This window comes from Streptacidiphilus pinicola, from assembly GCF_003258295.1.
In the GTDB taxonomy this organism is placed as follows: domain Bacteria; phylum Actinomycetota; class Actinomycetes; order Streptomycetales; family Streptomycetaceae; genus Streptacidiphilus; species Streptacidiphilus pinicola.
This window is the reverse complement of sequence record NZ_QKYN01000073.1, coordinates 30,893-50,721: the sequence shown is the minus strand read 5'-3', so window position 1 is coordinate 50,721 and position 19,829 is coordinate 30,893. Positions and strand designations below refer to the sequence as shown.

At 68.7% G+C, this 19,829-nt stretch carries 21 protein-coding genes and 1 pseudogene; 9 read left to right on the top strand and 13 right to left on the bottom strand.

Going from position 1 to position 19,829, the window contains the following annotated elements:
- Positions 1–240: 240 nt before the first annotated feature.
- Positions 241–738 carry a hypothetical protein gene (locus DN069_RS19295; RefSeq protein WP_111502427.1) on the top strand — a complete coding sequence of 166 codons (498 nt, stop codon included), beginning with the start codon at positions 241–243 and terminating at the stop codon, positions 736–738.
- A complete protein-coding gene (locus DN069_RS19290; protein WP_133259975.1) occupies positions 735–1,139 on the top strand; it encodes a hypothetical protein in 405 nt (134 codons plus the stop codon). The genes DN069_RS19295 and DN069_RS19290 overlap by 4 nt, the downstream gene beginning before the upstream one ends.
- Before the next feature lie 54 nt (positions 1,140–1,193).
- Here the strand turns inward: DN069_RS19290 and DN069_RS19285 are convergent, their stop codons facing one another.
- Positions 1,194–1,475, bottom strand: coding sequence for a hypothetical protein (locus DN069_RS19285; protein WP_111502423.1), 282 nt, complete (start codon positions 1,473–1,475; stop codon positions 1,194–1,196).
- A gap of 245 nt (positions 1,476–1,720) precedes the next feature.
- Positions 1,721–2,248 (bottom strand): GNAT family N-acetyltransferase, encoded by a 528-nt coding sequence (locus DN069_RS19280; RefSeq protein ID WP_111502421.1) that lies wholly within the window; start codon positions 2,246–2,248, stop codon positions 1,721–1,723.
- A gap of 440 nt (positions 2,249–2,688) precedes the next feature.
- On the opposite strand from DN069_RS19280, the gene DN069_RS19275 reads away from it, so the two are divergent.
- Together DN069_RS19275 and DN069_RS19270 are read left to right on the top strand one after the other, a co-directional pair.
- Positions 2,689–3,738 carry a hypothetical protein gene (locus tag DN069_RS19275; protein ID WP_133259974.1) on the top strand — a complete coding sequence of 350 codons (1,050 nt, stop codon included), beginning with the start codon at positions 2,689–2,691 and terminating at the stop codon, positions 3,736–3,738.
- Between the two features lie 209 nt (positions 3,739–3,947).
- Entirely contained in the window at positions 3,948–4,331 is a 384-nt protein-coding gene (locus tag DN069_RS19270) for a hypothetical protein (protein ID WP_133259973.1), read from the top strand.
- A 110-nt stretch (positions 4,332–4,441) separates the two neighbouring features.
- Here the strand turns inward: DN069_RS19270 and DN069_RS19265 are convergent, their stop codons facing one another.
- Positions 4,442–4,720, bottom strand: coding sequence for a Ku family protein (locus DN069_RS19265; protein ID WP_111502415.1), 279 nt, complete (start codon positions 4,718–4,720; stop codon positions 4,442–4,444).
- A 29-nt stretch (positions 4,721–4,749) separates the two neighbouring features.
- Here DN069_RS19265 and DN069_RS19260 point away from each other — a divergent pair, with 29 nt between their 5' ends.
- Entirely contained in the window at positions 4,750–5,121 is a 372-nt protein-coding gene (locus tag DN069_RS19260; protein WP_111502413.1) for a hypothetical protein, read from the top strand.
- 485 nt (positions 5,122–5,606) lie between these two features.
- Entirely contained in the window at positions 5,607–6,068 is a 462-nt protein-coding gene (locus tag DN069_RS19255; RefSeq protein ID WP_133259972.1) for an MTB12 C-terminal domain-containing protein, read from the top strand.
- Positions 6,069–6,102: 34 nt separating this feature from the next.
- On the opposite strand, the pseudogene DN069_RS19250 reads toward DN069_RS19255, so the two are convergent.
- From DN069_RS19250 to DN069_RS19235, 4 genes and pseudogenes are all read right to left on the bottom strand, one after another.
- A pseudogene (locus DN069_RS19250) lies at positions 6,103–6,239 on the bottom strand (gamma-glutamylcyclotransferase family protein); the annotation flags it as partial.
- Positions 6,240–6,444: 205 nt separating this feature from the next.
- Positions 6,445–6,867, bottom strand: a complete 423-nt coding sequence (locus tag DN069_RS19245; RefSeq protein ID WP_111502409.1) for an organic hydroperoxide resistance protein — start codon at positions 6,865–6,867, stop codon at positions 6,445–6,447.
- Positions 6,868–6,878: 11 nt separating this feature from the next.
- A complete protein-coding gene (locus DN069_RS19240) occupies positions 6,879–7,796 on the bottom strand; it encodes a helix-turn-helix transcriptional regulator (protein ID WP_111502435.1) in 918 nt (305 codons plus the stop codon).
- A 106-nt stretch (positions 7,797–7,902) separates the two neighbouring features.
- Complete coding sequence (locus DN069_RS19235; RefSeq protein ID WP_111502407.1) at positions 7,903–9,051, bottom strand: FAD-dependent oxidoreductase; 1,149 nt, start codon at positions 9,049–9,051, stop codon at positions 7,903–7,905.
- Between the two features lie 146 nt (positions 9,052–9,197).
- On the opposite strand from DN069_RS19235, the gene DN069_RS19230 reads away from it, so the two are divergent.
- Complete coding sequence (locus DN069_RS19230) at positions 9,198–9,812, top strand: TetR/AcrR family transcriptional regulator (RefSeq protein ID WP_111502405.1); 615 nt, start codon at positions 9,198–9,200, stop codon at positions 9,810–9,812.
- 338 nt (positions 9,813–10,150) lie between these two features.
- Here the strand turns inward: DN069_RS19230 and DN069_RS19225 are convergent, their stop codons facing one another.
- The 6 genes from DN069_RS19225 to DN069_RS19200 form a co-directional block, all read right to left on the bottom strand.
- Positions 10,151–10,369, bottom strand: coding sequence for an HAD-IA family hydrolase (locus DN069_RS19225; protein ID WP_111502403.1), 219 nt, complete (start codon positions 10,367–10,369; stop codon positions 10,151–10,153).
- A 280-nt stretch (positions 10,370–10,649) separates the two neighbouring features.
- Positions 10,650–13,163 (bottom strand): glycoside hydrolase family 32 protein, encoded by a 2,514-nt coding sequence (locus DN069_RS19220; RefSeq protein WP_111502401.1) that lies wholly within the window; start codon positions 13,161–13,163, stop codon positions 10,650–10,652.
- Positions 13,164–13,390: 227 nt separating this feature from the next.
- Complete coding sequence (locus tag DN069_RS19215) at positions 13,391–14,392, bottom strand: aldose 1-epimerase (protein WP_111502399.1); 1,002 nt, start codon at positions 14,390–14,392, stop codon at positions 13,391–13,393.
- Entirely contained in the window at positions 14,389–15,174 is a 786-nt protein-coding gene (locus DN069_RS19210; RefSeq protein ID WP_111502397.1) for an ATP-binding cassette domain-containing protein, read from the bottom strand. Before DN069_RS19210 ends, DN069_RS19215 begins: the two co-directional genes overlap by 4 nt.
- On the bottom strand, positions 15,171–16,205 hold the full coding sequence (locus DN069_RS19205) for an ABC transporter permease (protein ID WP_111502395.1): 1,035 nt from the start codon (positions 16,203–16,205) through the stop codon (positions 15,171–15,173). Before DN069_RS19205 ends, DN069_RS19210 begins: the two co-directional genes overlap by 4 nt.
- A 154-nt stretch (positions 16,206–16,359) precedes the next feature.
- Entirely contained in the window at positions 16,360–17,487 is a 1,128-nt protein-coding gene (locus tag DN069_RS19200) for a substrate-binding domain-containing protein (RefSeq protein ID WP_111502393.1), read from the bottom strand.
- Positions 17,488–17,635: 148 nt separating this feature from the next.
- On the opposite strand from DN069_RS19200, the gene DN069_RS19195 reads away from it, so the two are divergent.
- Positions 17,636–18,691 (top strand): LacI family DNA-binding transcriptional regulator, encoded by a 1,056-nt coding sequence (locus tag DN069_RS19195; RefSeq protein WP_111502391.1) that lies wholly within the window; start codon positions 17,636–17,638, stop codon positions 18,689–18,691.
- Complete coding sequence (locus tag DN069_RS19190; RefSeq protein WP_243639436.1) at positions 18,688–19,704, top strand: carbohydrate kinase family protein; 1,017 nt, start codon at positions 18,688–18,690, stop codon at positions 19,702–19,704. The genes DN069_RS19195 and DN069_RS19190 overlap by 4 nt, the downstream gene beginning before the upstream one ends.
- Positions 19,705–19,829 lie beyond the last annotated feature (125 nt).

The window sequence follows — 19,829 nt, the reverse complement described above, 5'->3', positions numbered from 1 at the left end:
CCTCCGTGGTCAGAACAGCTAGGTCTTCGACCAGTCGACCTCGGCCTTGCGTGGGATCCATCTTTGTCCTCGTGATCCAGCCGTGTTGTGGCGGCCACACAAGGCGACGCGGCGGGCTGGTAAGGAGTGCTTCGACGGTCCTGTCCGAACTGGCAGGAGATCAAGAAGAAGTGCCCACCAGTTGACCTCCGCTCTGGTTTGATGCGTGCAGAACACATCGAGTCGGGGAGGGGGTGTGCGGTGCGTTGGCTTGAGCGTCGCCGGCTTGCCCGGCAGTTCGTCCCAGGGCACGGGTTTAGGTTTTGGCGTGAGCGTCGCCTGACGCGCCGCCAGATCCTCGCGGAACTGGAGCAGCAAGGGCTTGTAAACGCTCGCCAGGCCTTGGAGCGGACCCATCTGGAGAAGATCCGCCGGTCTGTGGAACAGCGCACCCGCGCCATGGGCGACCGGTCCAGCGAGATCGCTGACTCGCTTCGCATCGCCAGAGAGCTCCCTGGCCGCACAGATCCGCAGTTGGCCTCCACCACTCTCGTCGGCTCGGCGGGAGGCGTTTTCAAGGCCATCAACACGGGGCCCGACGCCCTCAAGGCATTAGAGGATCCTGACGCTGCTGCGGCAATGCTGGCCATAACGTCCGGCCTCGACACCATGTTCCGCACGCTTGGACCGCCGCCCGACTCCCTAAAGACCGAAGCGGCACCGGGGCCGCAGCCGCTGACGGGGGGCTCGCGCAGATGACGACAGAGACGTCCCCGGATGGCGTGCCACTGTCCGGCCTGGAGATCGCAGCACAGTGGGCAACGCTGCCGCCCGAGCATCTTCGCGCAGCACTGTCCACGCTGGAGCCGGAGATGAAGCGGCAGCACGTAGCGCGGATGAAGGCCCTGGCACTGCAGGAGGTAGCGGATTCGAAGCGTGCGGCTTTGGAAGAGGTCCAGGCCAAGCGCGATTTCGTGCTGCGGATGACAGGCCTTTGCGTCGGGTCAGTCCTGGGTGTCGGCATGCTCGTGGCCGCGATGATCGCTGTGATGCACCGGGAACCGTGGCTCGCGAGCGCATGGGGCAGCACCGGCATGCTCGGGATCATCGCGCCGTTCGTGCCACGCCTGCGCGGCAGCAGCGCCGCGGCTAGTTCCTAACGGCTCGTAGGCGGAAGGTTCGCACAACCACGACCAGCCGCAACACACCTAAATTTAAGGTATCCAGCGGACGCCGGTGAGGGCGTCTTCGACGACCTGGACTTGGGCGAGGAGTTGCTTGAGCCGTTCGGCTTCCTGGGCGTGGACCTTCAGGTACTCGTCGAGGGTGGTGTACGGGATGTCGGGGATCTGGTCGGGGTGGACCCAGCTGCCGTCGTCCCGCCGGCCGAGGCTGGCAGTCATGATGGCGGCGATGTCGGTGCGGGCTCGGGCATAGCCGTCCCTGCGGGCTTGGATGTAGCTCTGGAGGAGGTAGCGGACATCGCGGGCGAGCATGATCGGGTTCTTGCGGAGAACGTGGTAGTTCCGCCACTGGCCTGGGGCTTGCTCGAACAGCCACTTCGCGGCGGACTGCTCCCAGGGGCCGCCGGTGACGCCGGGGGCGTCGACGTGCTGTGACTGGTCGAGATAACTGTCACCGACTCGGCGGATGATCTGGGCTTCAGCGGTGTGGTGGTCACGCTTCTTGTCACCAGATGGTCGGGCTGGTTGTCACCTGCTCCCAGTTTTCGGCGCAGTTGTCACCGCTGTCCGAGGCTGTCGCTGCGGAGCATGCTGTAGCGGACGACGTCCCGCCACTGCCCGTCCCGGAACACAGTGCTTCGTAGCAGGCCTTCACGGGTGAAGCCGCATTTCTCCAGTGCGCGCTGCTCGGCGGTGTTCTCCGTCTCGGTGTCCGCTTCAAGTCTGACCACTGGTGTGTGGGCGAAAAGGTAGCGTGCCAGCAGTCGCTGTGCCTGTGTGCCGACCCCGCGGCCCCGGCCCTCCGGCAGCAGTTGGGCTCCGACATTCCAGCAGTACGAGCTCCGCGACGTCACGACCTTCCGCCATGCCACGAAGCCGAGCCTGTCGGCATCAGTCACCACCATCAGCTGGCCGCTGTCATCGCCGAGCAGACCGTCCTGCGCCCAGCGTCGTCGCCACCGCCCGGGATCCGACCAGCCGAGCCATTGGAACGGCCCAGTCGCCTCAGGATCCGTGAGAAACCGCTCGAGCACCGACAAGTCGTCCTCGGCCACGGGACGCAGCATCACGGGTCCATCGCTCATTCCGATCACCTTAGGTCCTCCGCGCGTTCCGGGTGACAGTTGTCGCGACCAAGTGACACCTATCTAGACGAGTCACACGTGCTCGGGCCAGCCGCTGGGCTTCACACCCTGGAAGTCGCTCATGTGTTCGATTATGTCATGCTCGGAAGCGGACGCATCTACTGGCGCGAGTGTCCTGTGCCAGCGGAGCTTGAGTGCGGGCCATTGAACCTTGATCGACGCGATTCTGTGCCACACAAGATTGATCGCCCCCAGTCGGCTGGAGCGGCTGAGCTACCGACAAACCAACCCGGGGGGGCGCCCGTTCGCATTGTGCTTCGCTGGGAGTTGATCGCTGGACGGGGTGCTCGACTACGGGCAATGCTGTGCGTATGTTCCGACGTGGATGGCGAGCGTGGCAGGACCTCCGCGCATATCAGAACCGGGGTGTGGCCGTCTGGATGAACGAGTTCTACGACTCGCTCGTGGAGCCGGAAAGGGCCTCTCCCCGGGACGTCGCCCTCACCTATGCCCGCACGCTCTACGCCGACTACGAGCGTCTCCTGAGCACGAAGGCAGCCGCGACCTCCCCGTACTACGTCGGACTGTCCTCGGAGATGGGAAGCTTCACGCATGTCACCAAGCGGGTCGTCCTGGTCGCGGACACGATGCTGTTGTCCGACCACGGCATCGGAGCAGTGCACAGACTCGGGGAGCAGCGTGAGGACCTTTCAAGTCCTGCCGTGCCAGGGATTGGGGGAGAACAACTGCCCTCTACCCGGATCGAGACATATCTCTACGGGTTGGTGACCAACGATCTCGTCCAGTTGGGGCAGTGGCTCTTGGATGCTGAACCCCTGCTGCGCAGCGGGCTGGTCTGGTACGGGCCGGTCTTCACAAAAGGACGCGCGGGGCGGCGTGATGATCAGTCGTATAGCGAGCCCGGTCCGCTGCCGTCGTTCAGTGACCGGTCGATCGACTTCGTGGTAGAGCATGGCCGCGCCGTGGATCTGGCGGGGACCAAGCCCCTTGCCAGCCGGGTGGTCCGGCCGGTCCTGGAGATCGATCTGCCCTTCATCGATGGGCTCAGCCTCGCCGACTTCGCTCAAGTCACCAGGGAGGAGTTCGACTCCTACAGGCAGTACCGCGATTTCATGCGCTCCCGGCTCCTCGAACTCGACGGCGCGCTGGAAGCGGTCGACTCCCAGGTGGCCCTGGAACGGATCGCGCTCTCCATCCGTGACGAGGTGAACGCGGCTACCGCGCAAATGAGCAGCACGTCCCGGTCCCGGGCCCTCAGCCGCTCCGGCGCCGTACTGGGTACGACAAGCGCTGTCCTTGCCGCAGTCCGCCCCGAGGCCCTCCAAGGTGCGCTCGGCTTCACCGCGACGATCGCGGCCGGCGCCACGGGCCTGTGGCCGACCATCCAGGCGTTCGCCGACACCAAACCCAAACGCACACAGGGCAAGTGGCACTACGTATGGGTCCTGCAGAAGAAGGCCGCCCGCTGAGGCCGCTAGTCAGCCCCTTCGATGGCACAGAATCGCGTCGATCAAGGTTCAATGGCACGCACTCAAGCTCCGATGGGCACAGGACAGCGAGAGCAGACCCGCGAGATCGGGCCGGCGCCGTCCCCGCACCGGGGTCGACGTCGACTGCGGGTTGGTCACGGTCTGACCAACTCCTCCCCAACCGGAAGCCACGGCGTCACAATTCCGGCATGACGATGCCACCGCCCGGGCTTCCCCACTTGCCGCCGCAGCCGCCACCGAAGGCGCCGCGGCCCCCGTTCGGCTCGCAGATCAGCATCGACGCGAAGGGGAACCTGTCCGTCGGGGCGCTGTGGCAGAAGTGGACACGGCACGTCTCGCAGTGCACCGTGCAGACCCTCGACCAGACTGGCCGCCGCGTCACCGTCACCCGCGCCCTTACGATCGGTCTTTTCGCACTCGGCGCCAAGAAGAAGACCGGGCACGTCACGGTGATCGTCGCGACCCAGGCCGGTGAGACGAAGGTGCACAAGGTGCCGGCGAACTTCGCGGAGCAAACGCTGACGTGGGCGGTCGCGTTCAATCTGTGGCATCAGGCGGTGTACGGATTCTGACGCAGTCGGGCCGGCTCTACCGTCATCGGAGTGCCCGGCTCGTCGCGCTCTGCCTGCGGCTCTACGCGGACTCGTGCGCGCCTTCGACGGTAAGACCCTCGGCTGACAGGTCAGCCGGCCTTCCTCGGCGCCCGCTTCGTCGGAGCCTTCTTCGTGGCTCTCTTCTTCGCTGGGGCCGCCTCGGCTTCCCGCGCGGCGGTCGTCTCCGCGATGGAGGCTCGCAGCGCGGCCATGAGGTCGACCACTGGCTCGCCGCGCGGCATTGGCTCAGCCTCGTGCGGGGCTTCGCCCATGCCGACCTTGGCGGCGATCAGCTCCTCCAGCGCGGCGACCGCCTGGTCCCGCTGGGCGTCGAGGTCGAAGCCGGCGCGACGTTCGAGAACGGTCAACTCGTGGAACGAGAGGAGGTCGCAGCCTGATGGTCAGCCCGGAACCGCTCAGCGACGAGGAACTCGACGACCTCGACGAACTCGCGCAGGCAGCCACACCCGGGCCCTGGTTCGTCCGCGGCCTTGACGACGAGTATGCGATGAACCTCGTCGCTGTCAGCACCACGCCGGACACCGGCCTTGGCGAGCGCTGGCCGAACTTCGACCACCGCGAGATCGTGGCCGCGACACTGGTCCAGCAGCCCCGCTACGTGGATGCCGCCGACGAGCGCTGGGACGAGAACGCACAGTTCATCGCCACCGCCCGCGAAGCCGTCCCCCGCCTGGTCGCAGAGCTCAGGAGCCTTCGCAGGCAGCTGAAGGCAGGCGGCACCGAAAGCGGATCAAGAGAAACGCACTGATCCACAACTATTGACTATTGCTCCCCGAATGGCGACGAAGACTGTTCGCCGAATCCAGGCCGACGGAGGCGCTGACCGGATCGCACACTGGTCCCGCCCGGTTCGCCCGCGGGTGCCAAGGCCAAGCGAAGCCGGGCTTTCGGAGGAAGCGCGGTGCTCAGCACGAACGACTCGTCCTGCACCTGCTGCAGGTCGATGTACCGCTGGGCGCCGGAAGTAACCGCTTCGAGTGGGTCGCCGTCGCCAGGCGCGCAACTGAAAGCGCTCACACAGGGAGTCGTCCAACGGGGGTGTAGCCGTGGCGGGACCGGTGCATCGGGGCGAGCATGGGGGTGTGGGTCCAAGCGCACCTGCCTTCGCAGGAGGTGGAGACCATGCGATCGGACCGCATCGAACGTCTGCGTCGTCCAGCGGTTCTGACCGGCGGCGTAGCCGGTCTGCTGTTGGTCGCGGCCTGCAGCAGCGCCACCACGAACAGTGTCACGTTGAGTACGGCTTCCGGCACCGCGGCGCCCACCGCAGGCCACACGCTCGCGGCCGCCTGCCGCACCGCGGGGCCGCCGTCCGTCAGCGGGACCGGGCCCGGCGACCCCGCGGCGGCGGCCCGGAGCGTCGCGGACGACTACACGAAGTTCTTCGACCCACGCCTGTCCGACAGCGCGAAGGCCGCGCTGCTCCAGGACAGCCCGAAGAAGGCGGTGATGGTGCAGCTGTTCACCACGAACACGGATGAGCGCATGGGGAGCGCCAACGTGACCGCCGTGCACTTCACCGGCCCGACCACGGCCGACGTCACCGTCACCCTGTGCTTGGGCGGCGACGTAGGCCTCCAGGACATGAAAGGCCAGGCGGTCCTGGAGAACGGCACCTGGAAGGTGGCGGACGCCACCCTGTGCCGGGTGCTGACCGAGAACAACAACGGCGACCCGGTCGCTGCCTGCACCTGACCGGGCTGCACCTGACCGGCTGGTCGGCGCGACCTCAGCACGGACGCCCGCGCGGCTCCATCACGTGGCCGTGGGTGCCCCCGCCGACTCCGCCGCGTCGGAGATGATGCCGAGGTAGCGGGTCGACGAGGGCAGGCCGCCCTCGTGGTCGTTGAGGACGTAGGTCCAGGCGGCCGGCCAACGAACTGGAGCTGCTCAGCATCGGCCGTTGAAGGAACTCGACCGCTGCAGGTCCATGCCTCCCACCCTGGCGGCTGGCCCCCGTGCCTGGGCCAGATCGACACGATGACCCGAAGACTCACCAGCGAATCCACCCCCAACATGGAGAGACCCGACATCAAGGGATCAGACACGATCCGCAGGATGAAGCCTCCTCTCAGACGGTCGCTGCGAGGGTGACCTCGATGTTCCCTCGGGTGGCGTTGGAGTACGGGCATACCTGGTGGGTGGTCTCCACGAGCTGGTCGGCGGTCGCCTGGTCCAGGCCGGGCAGGTGTGCGGACAGGGCGACCTTCAGCGAGAAGCCTCCGTTGTCGAGGGTGATCAGGCTCACCGTGGACCGGACGGTCGACTCACCCAGCTTCACCTTCTGCTGGCCCGCTATCACGCGCATCCCGTTGTGGAAGCAGGCGGCGTAGCCGGCCGCGAAGAGCTGCTCGGGGTTGGTCCTGTCGCCGCCGGGGCCGCCCATCTCCTTCGGGACGGCGAGGAGTTCGTCGAGCACGCCGTCGGAGGTACGGACCTCGCCGTTGCGACCGTCGCCGGTCGAGAGGGCCTCGGTGGTGTAGAGCGTGGACATGGTGTCTCCATTCACAGGTGTTCAGAAACGGTGGACAGGTGGTCGGTTGTCAGACGCGCGGGTCGGTCCGTTGCGGTGGTTTGGGCGAGCAGGGTCAGCGCGGCTTGCGAGGCCGAACCCGCCGCGGCGGTGACCGCAACGAGGCGCTGGCTCTGCTGGTTCGGGACCGGCATGGCCTGCTGGGTGACATCCATGGGGCCCACGAGCGGATGTCGCATCCGGTAGGTGGCCGTGTCCCAGGCGCGGACCCGGTGCTGGGACCACAGGGCGGTGAACTCCTCGCTGTGCATGACTAGTTCGCCGATCAAGGCGGCGAGCAACGGATCATCCGGGTATCGGCCGACGCCGAGGCGCAGCCTGCCCACCGCGTCCTTGGCCTTCTTGGGCCAGTCCTCGTAGAGCTCGCGGGTGTGCGCGTCCCGGAAGACCAGCCGTGCGGTGTTCGGACGGCGGGCCGGGTCTGCCGGGCTGGTCGGATCGAGGTGTCCGGCGAAGAGCGCATGCCCGGTGGGGTTCCACGCCAGAACGTCGCTGCGGCGGCCGAGCACAACGACCGGCGTGTCGCCGAAGGCGTCGATCAGCTGCCGTGTCGTCTCGTTGATGTACTCAGGTGCCGGTGACTCGCGGGTCCGGTCCTGGTCGCTCTTCCGCCCGACGCCGGCGAGGTCGTACAGGTGGCGGTGCTCGGTCTCGTCCAGCCGAAGTGCCCTGGCGAGCGCGTCCAGTACGGCCGTGGACGCGCCTCGCGACAGCCCCTGCTCCAGCCGCGTGTAGTACGACTCGCTGACCCCGGCCAGGTGGGCGAGTTCGTCCCGGCGCAGGCCCTGCACTCGCCGCCGCTCGTCGAACTGCGGCAACCCGACGTCCGACGGCTGCAGTTGCGCTCTGCGCGTCCTCAGGAACCGTCCCAGCTGCGACTTGCTCTTCATGGACTTGAGTATGGGCACGGGTTGTGGCGCGTGCCTGCCCCTGTCAGTGCCAGGCAACCCGCTCCAGCTTGGTGCCCACTCGGTCCGGCCAGCGCATGACGCACCGTCAGTTGTGTTGCGACATGTGGGCGAGGGCCTGGGCGGCGCTGTCGGGGGCGAAGGCGCTGTCGATGCCTTCGGCGGCGCCTTCGGCAGCCTTGAGGGACCGGGGGTGCATGACGCTCTCGTAGGCGCGGACGGCTGCTTCGGCGATGGGGTGTTCGATGACGGCGCGGGCGAGGTCGGAGCCGTCGAGCATGGCGAGGTTGGCCCCCATGCCGGAGAACGGGGACATGAGGTGGGCGGCGTCGCCGAGCAGGGTGACACCTGGGCGATGGGTCCAGGTGTGCGGAACGGGCAGGGCGAACAAGGGCCGGTTGGTGTAGCCGGTGTCCGTGTCCGTGATGAAGTCGAGCAGGTCACGGGCCCAGCCGGTGAATTGTGCCAGGAGCGCGTCGCGCACGCTGTCGTGGTCGGTCAGGCTGACGCCGTGCTGCTGGTGCCACTCCTGGGGGGTGCGCATTCCGATGTAGACGCGGATATGGCCGCCGCTGCTGCGTTGCGCGATGAATCCCCGGTTGTCGTCGAGGGCCATCATGGTGCCGCTCCCGGTGAGCGCGGCAAGGTGGGGATGGCGGGTGTCGACGTCGCCGAGGCCGGTCTCAACGAAGGTGACGCCGGTGTAGGCGGGCTCTGCTGCGGACAGGATGCGGCGCACCCGGGACCAGGCGCCGTCGGCCCCGACGACCAGATCGGCGTCCGCGCTCGTGCGGCCCTCGAAGTGCAGGCGGTAGGTGCCGTCGCCGAGGGGTTCGAGGCGGTTGAGTTTGTGTCCCCAGCTCACGGTCCCCGGGTGAAGGGACTCCAGGAGGAGGTCGCGCAGTTGTCCCCGGTCGATCTCGGGGTTGCCCTCGGTGACGTCGTCGGTCTCCAGCGGAACGTTGTCGAACAGGATGCGGCCGTCGCGGCCGACCAGGCGCATCTGTTGGCCCTCCGGTCGGGCGCGGGCGGCGAACTCGTCCCACAGGTCGGCCTGGCGCAGGGCGTGCTGGCCGGAGTCGTGGTGCATGTCGAGGGTGCCGCCTTGATCGCGGGAGGCGGGGGAGGCATCCAGGTCGTAGACCACGGCGGCGAGGCCGTGCTGCTGCAGGATGCGTGCGCAGGTCAGGCCGCCGGGGCCGGCGCCGATGATCGCAATGGGGCGTTGGGTGGGCATGGCTGAGCACACCTTTCTGGCGGAGGGCGGTGTGGGACGGCGGCCGGGCCGTGCCACGCGACCGCCTGCTCCAGAAGACCACACCGGCTCAATAAGTGCAACAACACAACTTTTGAAGTTGGCCAACCGAAGGGTAGAGTCGTGGCATGACCGACACCACGCCCTCCGCCGAGGCGACGGCACCACCTCCAGGGCGCCGCGAACGCAAGAAGGCGGCCACCCGCCAGGCTCTGGCCGAGACGGCGCTGCGCCTCTTCCTCGAACGCGGCTACGAGCAGGTCGGCATCCGCGAGATCGCGGACGCCGTCGACGTGTCCACCACCACGCTCTTCAAGCACTTCCCGACCAAGGAGGCCCTGGTCTTCGACGAGGACGCCGACCAGGAGGCCCGCCTGCTCGCCGCCGTCCGCGAGCGGCCCGAAGGGCAGTCCATCCCCGCGGCCCTGCGCGAGCACGCGCTGCGCCACCGCGTTGCCGCCGCGGACGGCGATGCCGAATTCGCGGCCTTCAGTCAACTCGTCGAAAGCACCCCAGCGTTGCGCGATTACGCGCAACGCATGTGGCTACGCCACGAAACCGCCCTCGCCCACGCCATCGCCGAGGACAGCGGACTTGCGCCCGGAGACCCCACCTGCGCCGCACTCGCCCACTTCGCCCTTGAGGCCCCACGGGTCACCGGCGGTGGGAACCCCCGCCACAGCGTCACCCGCGCGTTCGACCTCCTGGAGAAGGGCTGGGAGGCCCTGTCACCCCAGACTTGAGTGGGCGTCACGCTGAAGGTCACACGGAGCGCAGGCCGGTCACACCGCCTGCCCCGCCATGTGGACCACGGCGAGCACTGGGCTCACTCCGTCGCTCCACCGTATAACCCATATATTCACGATGAATGGGGCTGATGCGCCCCCGGACTCGCGAAACGAGGCCCGCACCGACGCTCCTGATAGCGGCGACCGAGCCTGACCGTCAGAATCGACGGCGATCCGGGTTCGGCTCGCGGTCGGACCGACGCTGGATCGCCAGTTCCACTCGGCGGTCGGGAGCGCTCCGGCACAGGGTCGGTTCGTCAGACCCGACGGTAGGAGCGCGAGATCATGCCGGACTAGCGTGCGCCGCCGAGTGGGTGCTGGGTCCGGCGCTGGGGGATGCGAACAGAGTTCATGCCAGCCTCGGTGGCCGCCTGGATCCCCATATCGGTGTCCTCGAACACCAGGCAGTGTTCTGGGGCGACACCGTAGTGCTGCGGCATCGAGTCGGTGACCGTTCCGTCGCAGTCGAACAGATATGCGTGGTAGTCGCCGAGGGGTGGAGTGAGCAACATCGGGTCACCGTATCTGAGTCGCCTGGTCTGGGGAACCGTCCGCCTCGGGGACCTGGTCCGACAGGGCGACGCAGACCGCGGTCCGGAGTGGGACGGGGTTTCGGGTGGCCGCGTGGTGCGCATCGCGGCCGCCGATGGCGCGCCGGGCAACCGATCGTGGTCGCCGGCGAGCGGGGGCACTCGTGTGGGTCAGCTGTGTGGTCCTTTGACCGGTTTGCAGTAGTGGCGGGCAGGGGGACGCGGGTCACCGGCATCCCCCTGCGGTGTACTTCGAGGGCCGTCACGGCCAGATGGACTTCAACTGCCAGGCCTGCAGGTGGCTGAGGGTGGTGGTGCCGTTCTCGGCGAAGAGGTCGACGCCGGTGCTGGCGGGGTCGGGGAAGACCTGGTCGGTGAGGACGACTTGTTCGCCGTCGGCGTTCTCGGCGTAGACCTCGACTGAGGAGGTGTCGACGAGGACGTGCAGGTGCAGGGGTCCGCTGCCGAGTGCGAGAGGCGCGCGCTGGACGCCGGGGAAGGTGGGGTCGAGGTCGACGAGGCCGGAGGCGGTGCGGTCGATGTAGACCTGGCTGGTGGTGGTGTCGTAGCCGATGCGGGTGCGCTGCCCGCTGCCGGTGCGGACGTCGAGGCCGAAGTCGGTGGCGGTGCCCCGGGTGAAGTCGGCCTGGAGTTCCAAGGTGCCGCCGGACACGGGAAGTGTGCTGGTGGAGCTGTCGGCGGTAGCGGTCGGGACGGCCGTGCCGGTGCCGCGCAGGGTGGCGAGTTCGCTGACGGGCTGCTGCACCAGTTGGACCTTCCCGTTCACGGTGCGGAGCGTGAGCTGGCGGGGGAAGGTGTCGGCGCTGCGCCACGGGCTGGTGGGGATCTCCTGCCCGTAGTTCCAGTTGTTCATCCAGGCGAGCATGATGCGGCGGTCGCCGGGGGCGTCGTTGTAGGTGCCGGCGGCGTAGAAGTCCTCGCCGTAGTCGACCCAGTGGGCTCGCTGGAGGCTGCTGAGCGCCGGGGCGTCGGCAAGCGTGAAGTCGTCGGCAAGGATGTGGCCCCAGCCTTCGGTGTTGTTGTCGACGATCTGGATCTGCGCCTGCTTGCCGAGCAGGTCATGCAGGTTCCAGGAGGTCCAGTCAAGCGTTTCACTGTCGGAGCCGGTGGCGGTGCGGACGACCTTGCCGTCGACGATCAGGTTGACTGCGGTCTGCATGTCGCGAGGAGCGGCAGGCTGGTCGGAGAAGACGATGTCGCCGACGGCGATGTGGCCCCACCCTCCGGTGTTGTTGTCGACCACCTGGATCTGCGCCTGCCTGCCGAGGTAGGCGCTGGTGTCCCAGGAGGTCCAGTTGAGGTCGCCGCTGTTGGAGCCGGTCGCGGTGGCCACGACCTTGCCGTCCACGATCAGGTTGACCGCCGTCGGGTTCGGCAGGTCGTTGGCGTGGTCGCCCATGGCGGTCTGGAGGTCGATGTAGTTGCTGGTGACGGTGAAGGCGGGGGACGTGATGGTGCCGGTGCCGGGGTCGCCTTCGGGAGTGTAGGTGTCGAGGACCTTGGGGCTGAGCTGGCCGGGGAGGCTCTCGGCGGTGGGGCCGGAGTTCGCGAACGAGCCCGTGGCGGTCCAGCCTGTGCCGTAGGTGTCGCCGGAGAAGTCGGCGAAGATCTGTCCGGGAGGCGCCGATCCGTCGCCGGCGCCGTCGATGTGCGGGTGGTTGCCGCCGCCGACGAGGAAGTTCAGGTAGGGCCTGCTGAGGGTGAAGGTGGGCGAGGTGAGGGTTCCGGTGGACGCGTCGCCGCCGTGGTAGCTGTTGACGTAGGACGTGCCCTGGTAACCGGAGACGGTCTGCTGGTTGGGGAGGGTGCCGCTGGCCGGGCCGGTCCCGAAGGCTGTGCCGGTGGTGGTCCAGTCTCCGTAGGTGCCGGACTCGAAGTCGTCCAGGGTGGTGCCGGGCGGCGGGGTGTAGCTGGCAGGGTCGTCGGTGGTGAAGGTAGTGCCGTTGAAGTCGCCGGTGAAGTACTGGGTGCCCGTGCCGCCGGCGATCGACTGGGTGCCGACCACCAGGACCCACTTGGTGCTCCCCGGGTTGCCGTCGACCGGCAGCGGGAAGAGGTCGGGGCACTCCCACGCGCCGCCGGTGGCCCCGGCGGGGCCGAAGTCGCTGAGGTGGGTCCAGTTCTTGAGGTCGGTGGAGGAGTAGAAGGAGACCTTGTGCTGGTCGGAGAGGGCGACGGCCATCAGCCAGCGGCGGGCGGGCCCGTACCAGAAGACCTTGGGGTCGCGGAAGTTCTGGGAGTTGCGGTCGAGGACCGGGTTGCCGGCGTACTTCGTCCAGGTCAGGCCGCCGTCGATGCTGTAGGCGAGGGACTGCCGCTGGATGCCGGTGGCCTTCACGAGGCTGGTGTAGACAGCCACCAGGGGCGGGTTGGCGGTGGTGCCGAGGCCGCTGCTGTTGTCCTTGTCGAGGACGACGCTGCCGGAGAAGACCATCTCGTCGGAGTCCTGCGGGATGGCCACCGGGAGTTGCTTCCAGTGCACCAGGTCGGTGCTGACCGCGTGGCCCCAGGACATGTTGCCCCAGGTGTTCCCTGACGGGTTGTACTGGAAGAACAGGTGGTACTGGCCCCTGTACCAGATCAGGCCGTTGGGGTCGTTCATCCAGTTCTGGGTGGGGCTGAAGTGGAACTGTGGGCGGTACTGCTCGTGGTAGAGGGCGGTGTCGGCGGTGGCCGGGGAGGCGCTGATAAGAGCGAGCCCGGTCAGGACGGCGGTGGCGGCGAGGAGTCGGCGGCGCTGGGTGGGTCGGGACACGGTGCCTTCCCTTTCTGCCCTCGGCCCTGGGCTGAAGGTCGCTCAGATGGGGAGGACAGGCCAGGGCGTGACGGGTCGATGGACAGGGAGCTGCCTGCCGGGGGCGGTCCTGCCGGGGCTGCCCCAACTGGTAGCTTCGCGGCCGCGGCATCGCGGCGTTGGGATACGGGTGGGAGCCGGCGCGGATGCACCGGAGTGCGGGCGCCTGGTGTGGCGGCGCGTGGCTCTTAGAAGATCCACGCGCCGCAGCGGAAGCGGCGGGTCCGACCCGGAGGAAGAGAGATCGCGGCCTGGCACTCGTCGCGGTTGAAGGCGTTGGTCATGGCTTCGACGGGCTCGATGGCGATGGACTTGCGCATGTCTCGGGGCAGGGTGTCGCCGGTGAAGAGGTGCAGGAATCCGCTCTCCTGCCAGATCCGCAGTTCACGGCCAGTCTTCGGGTCGCGCAGTGTGGTCTCGGCGCGGCCGTCGGGCCCGAAGTGGAGGTCGGCGTAGCAGGCGTCGATGACGCGCTGGCCGACCGGGCTTGGCCGGCGGAAGTCCAGCTGCGGCAGGTCGTCGAGGTCGAGGCGGCAGCCGGGTCCGTCGGTGGGGATGAGGGCGTCGTCGGTGCGGATCAGGGTGCGGGCCGGGATGCGCAGCTCCAGGTCGTCGATGCCGTCGGTGCCGTTGCGGAGCTGGAAGTAGGGGTGCCAGCCGGCGGCGTACGGCGCCGTGGCGTCTCCGGTGTTGGTCGCCTCTACCTCCAGGGAGATCTCGTCCTGGGTGAGGGTGTAGGTGACCGTGAGGTCGAGGGCGAAGGGGTAGCCGGCGAAGCGCCCGGGCCGGATCTCGTCGCTGCGCAGGACCAACCGGGCGCCGTCGCCGGTCGTGGTGGCGCTTTCGAGGACGAAGGGCAGGGTGCGGGCGAAGCCGTGGTAGACAGTGCGGTCGCCGGTGACGCCCGGGAGCAGGTCGTGCTCCCGGCCGTCGAAGTGGTAGCGGCCGTCGGCGACGCGGTTGCAGAACGGCGCCATCACGCCGTTACGGACCCCGGACTGCTCGTTGAGCTCGGCGAGGTCGCGGTAGCCGTCGGTGAGCTCGAAGTCTTCACCCTCGATGTGGATGTGCCAGCTGATCAGGGTCGCACCGCGCAGGGCCACGACGGCGCGCACGGTGCCGTCGTGGTTGCTGACCGTGAGGCAGGGTTCGCCCTGCCACGCGGAGGGCTCGATGGTCCAGGCGGTCATGCGGCGGCCGGGGGGAGTGTCTTGGCGCCGGTCATGATGGCGACGGCGTCCTCCATGGAGTGCGACTGCGGGGTGATGACGCCGGCGCAGGCGCCGAGGCGTTGGATGTGGATGCGGTCGGCGACCTCGAAGACGTTGGGCATGTTGTGGCTGATCAGGATGACGCCCAGGCCCTGGTCACGCAGGTCCCGCACCAGTTTGAGGACCTGCCCGGTCTCGCGGACGCCCAGCGCCGCGGTCGGCTCGTCCAGGATGGCGACCTTGCTGCCGAACGCGCCGGCCCGCGCGACCGCGACGGCTTGCCGCTGGCCGCCGGAGAGGGTCTCCACGGCCTGGTTGATGTTCTGCAGGGTGCTGATGCCGAGGCGTTTGATGTGCTCCTCGGCCCGGTGGCGCATCTCGCCGGTGTCGAGCATCCGGAAGACGGAGCCGAGCGGGCCCTTGCGTCGGATCTCGCGGGCGAGGAAGAGGTTGCTGGCGATGTCCAGGGCGGGGGCGACGGCCAGAGTCTGGTAGACCGTCTCGATCCCGGCCTCGCGGGCGTCCTGCGGGCGCTTGAAGTGGACCGGTCGCCCGTCGACCTCGAGGGTGCCTTCGTCCGGGACGAGCGCGCCGGACAGGCACTTGATCAGGGTGGACTTGCCCGCGCCGTTGTCGCCGATGACGGCCAGTACTTCGCCGCGGTGGAGGGTCAGATCGACATTGTCCAGGCCGACGACCCGGCCGAAGGTCTTCACCAGGCCCTTGGCCTGCAGGACGGGGGCGCTTGTGGGGGTGGTCATGCCTTCACGCTCCGGATCCACTGGTCGACGGACACCGCGGCGATGACCAGCAGGCCGACCGCGAGGACTTGGTAGTTGGGATCGAACCCGGCCAGCGCCAGGCCGTTGTCAAAGACCTGGACGATCAGCGCGCCGATCAGCGACCCGAAGATGACGCCGCGACCGCCGAAGAGGCTGGTGCCGCCGATGACCACGGCGGTGATCGACTCAAGGTTGGCGTTGATGCCGCTGTTGGGGTCGCCGCCGCCGACGCGGCCGACCAGGATCCAGGCCGCGACAGCGATGGCGACGCCCGCGACCATGTAGGCGCTCAGCAGCACCCGGTTGACGGAGATGCCGGCCAGCCGGGCGGCCTCGACGTCGTCTCCCACCGCGTAGAGGTGCCGGCCCCAGGCCGTGTAGCGCAGCGCGTAGCCGAGCACCGCGTACAGGGCGATCATCAGCAGCACGCCGGTGGTGATGCGGAGGGAGCCGATCGAGATCGTCTTCGCACTCCACAGCAGGAAGGTGTCCGGCTGCAGCGCGATCGTCTGGCCCTGGGCGTAGATCAGGGTGATCGCGGTGAACACGCTCAGCGTGCCCAGGGTGACGATGAAGGGCGGCAGCTTGATCTTCGTGACCAGCAGGCCGTTGACCGCCTGCGCGGCGATCGCGATGAGGGTCCCGATCAGCAGGGCCAGGAGTCCGTTCACGTGGCTGCCGAAGACCAGCTTCGACATCACCAGGGACGCGAGCACCATGACCGCGCCGATCGACAGGTCGATGCCGGCGGTGAGGATCACCAGGGTCTGGCCCGCTGCCAGCGAGCCGACGACGGCGACCTGCTGGGCGACCAGGGAGAGGTTCTGCAGGGCGTAGAAGCGGCTGTTGAGGAGGGCGAAGGCGACGCCCGCGAGGAGGAGGACGATCGCAGGGCTCAGTGCGGGCTGGCGGTGCAGGACCGAGTGGACGCGTTGGCCGACGCTTGCGGGCCGGCCCCGGAAGTCCTCCGCCGTCGCGGGCGCGATGTCGCCGCTCGATTGGATGGTCACAACATTCCCTAACGTCAAGGCTGGTCGGCCGACCCGAGGCGCTCTGGTCGGTCGCCATGGCGGTCTGGTCGGGTTGGTCGGCCGAGGGCGGCGGCTGGTCGGGGCAGACGCCGCGGCCCTCGGCCCGTTCGGGGCCCCGCAGGGTGGCCGCCGGTCAGCTGCCCCAGCAGGCGGAGGCGGCGTCGGTGGGCGACTGGACGGTGCTGCCGGAGACGCTCTTGGTCGCGGCCAGGGCAGTGCCGGTGTCGTAGAAGGACTTGCCGTTGGTGACGCTCGGCTTGGAACCGCCGGCGGCCAGCTTGGCGATGGAGTCCACCCCGAGGGAGGCCATCTTGCCGGGGTACTGGACCGCGTCCGCCGTGAACTCGCCGCTGCCGACCAGCTTCAGGCCAGCGCAGCTGCCGTCGATCGCGTAGACGGCGACCTGTCCGGCCTTGCCTGCGGCCTTCAGTGCGTTGTAAGCGCCCTCGGCGGCCGGCTCGTTGATGGCGTAGACCACGTTGATGTTCGGGTTCGCCGACAGGCAGTTCTCCATCGCGGTGCGCCCGCCGTCGACAGCGCCCTGGGTGGGCTGGTGGCAGGCGATGGAGTAGGAACCGCCGGAGTACTTGCCGGACTTGGCCTCCTGGCCGTTCTGGGTCGTGCTGCCCGGGTCGATGCCCATGCCCTGCAGGAAGCCGTGGTCGCGGTCGATGTCCACGGAGACCACCTGGTTGTTGAACAGGTCCAGCATGGCGATCACGGCCGGCTTCCCGCCGAGGGCCGCCGCAGCGTACTGGCCGTCGAGCTTGCCGGCCTGGGTGTTGTCGGTCGCGAAGGTGATGTCGGCGGTGCTGGCGGGGTTGGGCGCGGTGTCGAGTGCGATCACGAACAGGCCGGCCTGCTTGGCCTGGTTGAGCGCCGCGTTGACCGCGTCGCCGTTCGTGGTGATCAAGATGCCCTTGTCTCCCCGGGCTATCGCGTTGTCGATCGCATTGATCTGCGTCTGGGTGTCGCCGTCCTTGGTGCCCGCGGCCACCGTGAGGTTCACGTTGTCCTTGGCCGCCGCGGTCTTGGCGTCCTTCTCCATGCTCACGAAGTACGGGTTCGTCAGGGTCTTGAGGATCAGCGAGACCCCGACCTTGCCCCCGCCGGAACCTCCGGAGCCGGAGGAGGCGGTGGTGCTGGAGGAAGAGCTGCAAGCGGCCAGTGCGGTTGCGGTGCCGATCGCTACTGCCGCTGCAGCGACTGTCCTGCGCCGACGGCGAGAGTTCGACAAATGAACGGTGCTGGAGAGCTTCATGGGGATGTGTCCCTTCGTAACGTTCGCGCCGCGACGGCGAGACAACGTTGTCTGGACGAGATCGTTGCCTGCGTGTCAGACTGCGTCAAGGCGCAGGTGGAAAGTACCGTCGTAACGAATCGGTAACGCTGAATTCATGGAGACAACGATGCCTCAGGGTGAATCGGGGGCCGATGCGCGCAGCGCTCGGCCCACGATGAAGGACGTCGCAGCACTGGCCGGGCTCTCCATCAAGACCGTCTCCCGGGTCGTCAACGGCGTCAGCACCGTGGATCCCGAGCTGGCCACGCGCGTCCAGGACGCCGCCCGGAAACTCGGCTACCGGCCCAACCTGACGGCCAGCAACCTGCGCCGCAGCGACGGCCGCACCCTGACCATCGGCATGCTCGTCGAGGACGCCGCGAACCCCTTCTCCGCGGCGCTGATGCGCGCGGCCGAGGACATCGCCCGCAGCCGAGGCGTGCTCGTGCTCTTCGGCAGCCTGGACGAGGACCCCGCCCGTGAACGCGAGCTCGTCGAAGCGCTCCTGGACCGGCGGGTGGACGGGCTGGTGATGGTGCCCGCGGGCCGGGACCAGAGCTACCTGGCCGCCGAGCAGCAGGCCGGCACCCGGATGGTCTTCGTCGACCGCGAACCCGGGCTGCTCGGCGCCGACGCCGTGGTCTCCGACAACCGGCAGGGCGCGATCACCGCCGTCGAGCACCTCCTCGCCCACGGGCACCGGCGCATCGGCTACCTCGGCGACCAGATCACCATTCCCACCGCCGCCCAGCGCTTCGACGGCTACCAGTACGCGCTCGAGTACGCACGCCTCCCCCTCGACCCGGACCTGGTCCGGCACGATCTGCACTCCACCGAAGCCGCGGAGGAAGCCGTCGAGCAACTGCTCGCGCTCCCCGAACCGCCCACCGCCCTGTTCACCAGCCAGAACCTGGTCACCATCGCCGCCTGCCGCGCCCTGCGCCGACTGCGCAAGCACCAGGAGGTGGCCATGGTCGGCTTCGACGACTTCCCGCTCGCCGACATCCTGGAACCCGGAATCTCGGTGATCGCCCAGGACGCCGACGCCCTCGGCCGCATCGCCGCCCAGGTCCTCTTCAGCCGCCTGGACGGCGACACCTCAGCCACCCGAACCATGACCGTGCCCACCCGCCTGATCCCCCGCGGCTCGGGCGAGCTGACCCCGAGGAGCGTGCGCGCGTGACCCCACCCCGCGACAACACCGCAGCCCACCCAGGCCCCGTGGTGACGGTCATCGGCGAAGCGCTCATCGACATGGTCCCGGGCGAGCGGCCCGGCGATTTCCGCGCACTGCCCGGCGGCAGCCCCTTCAACGTCGCCGTCGGCCTGGCCCGGCTCGGCCGCCGCACCTCGCTCATGGCCCGCCTGGCCGACAACGCCTTCGGCCGCCTCCTGCGCGCCCACGCCGAAGCCGAAGGCATCGACCTGAGCCACGCGCCCCGCGCCACGGAGCCGACCAGCCTGGCCATCGTCTCCCTCAACGAGCACGCCCAGGCCCACTACGACTTCTACCTCGACGGCACTGCCGACTGGCAGTGGTCCGCCGCCGAGACCACCCGCCTCCCGCCCGGCACCGCCGTGCTGCACCACGGCTCCCTCGCCTCCTGGACCGCGCCCGGCGACGAGCACATCCACGCCCTCGCCACCCGGCTCCACGCCGGCGGGCAGGGCCTTGTCAGTTACGACCCCAACATTCGCCCGCTGCTGCTCGGCGGCCACGACAAGGCTCGCCCCCTGGTCGAGCGCTCGATCACCGCCGCCCACGTGGTCAAAGCCAGCCGCGAAGACGTCGAGTGGCTCTACCCGGACACCTCACTCGAGGAGATCGGCCGGCACTGGCTCGCTCTCGGCGCACTGCTTGTCGTCATCACGGACGGCCCGGACGGCGCCCACCTCTTCCGCCATGGAGAGCCGACCCTCTCCCGGCCCGGACGCAAGGCCGCCGTCGCGGACACCGTCGGCGCCGGGGACTCCTTCACCGCCGCCTTCCTCGACGCCCTCGTCCGACACGACCTCCACACCCCGGAACGGCTCCAGCAGTCCACCCTCGCTGCACTCCTGCCCGCAGCGGACGACGCGATCCTGGTCTCCTCACTGACCTGCGAACGCATCGGCGCCAATCCGCCCCGCCTCCTCCCCCGGCCTGACAGCCTCGCGCCTGCCCCGCTCACACGTGGAGACCTCCACTTCGGCTAGCTCCCCGCGCGACTGCCTCTTGGCAGCTGCCCGGTGGGGGGCATGTCCGCAACGAGGGGCTTCTGCCTGTGCCTGCTCGGCATCACGGGCGGCGTCGCACTCCACAGACCAGTGATCGCGACCTT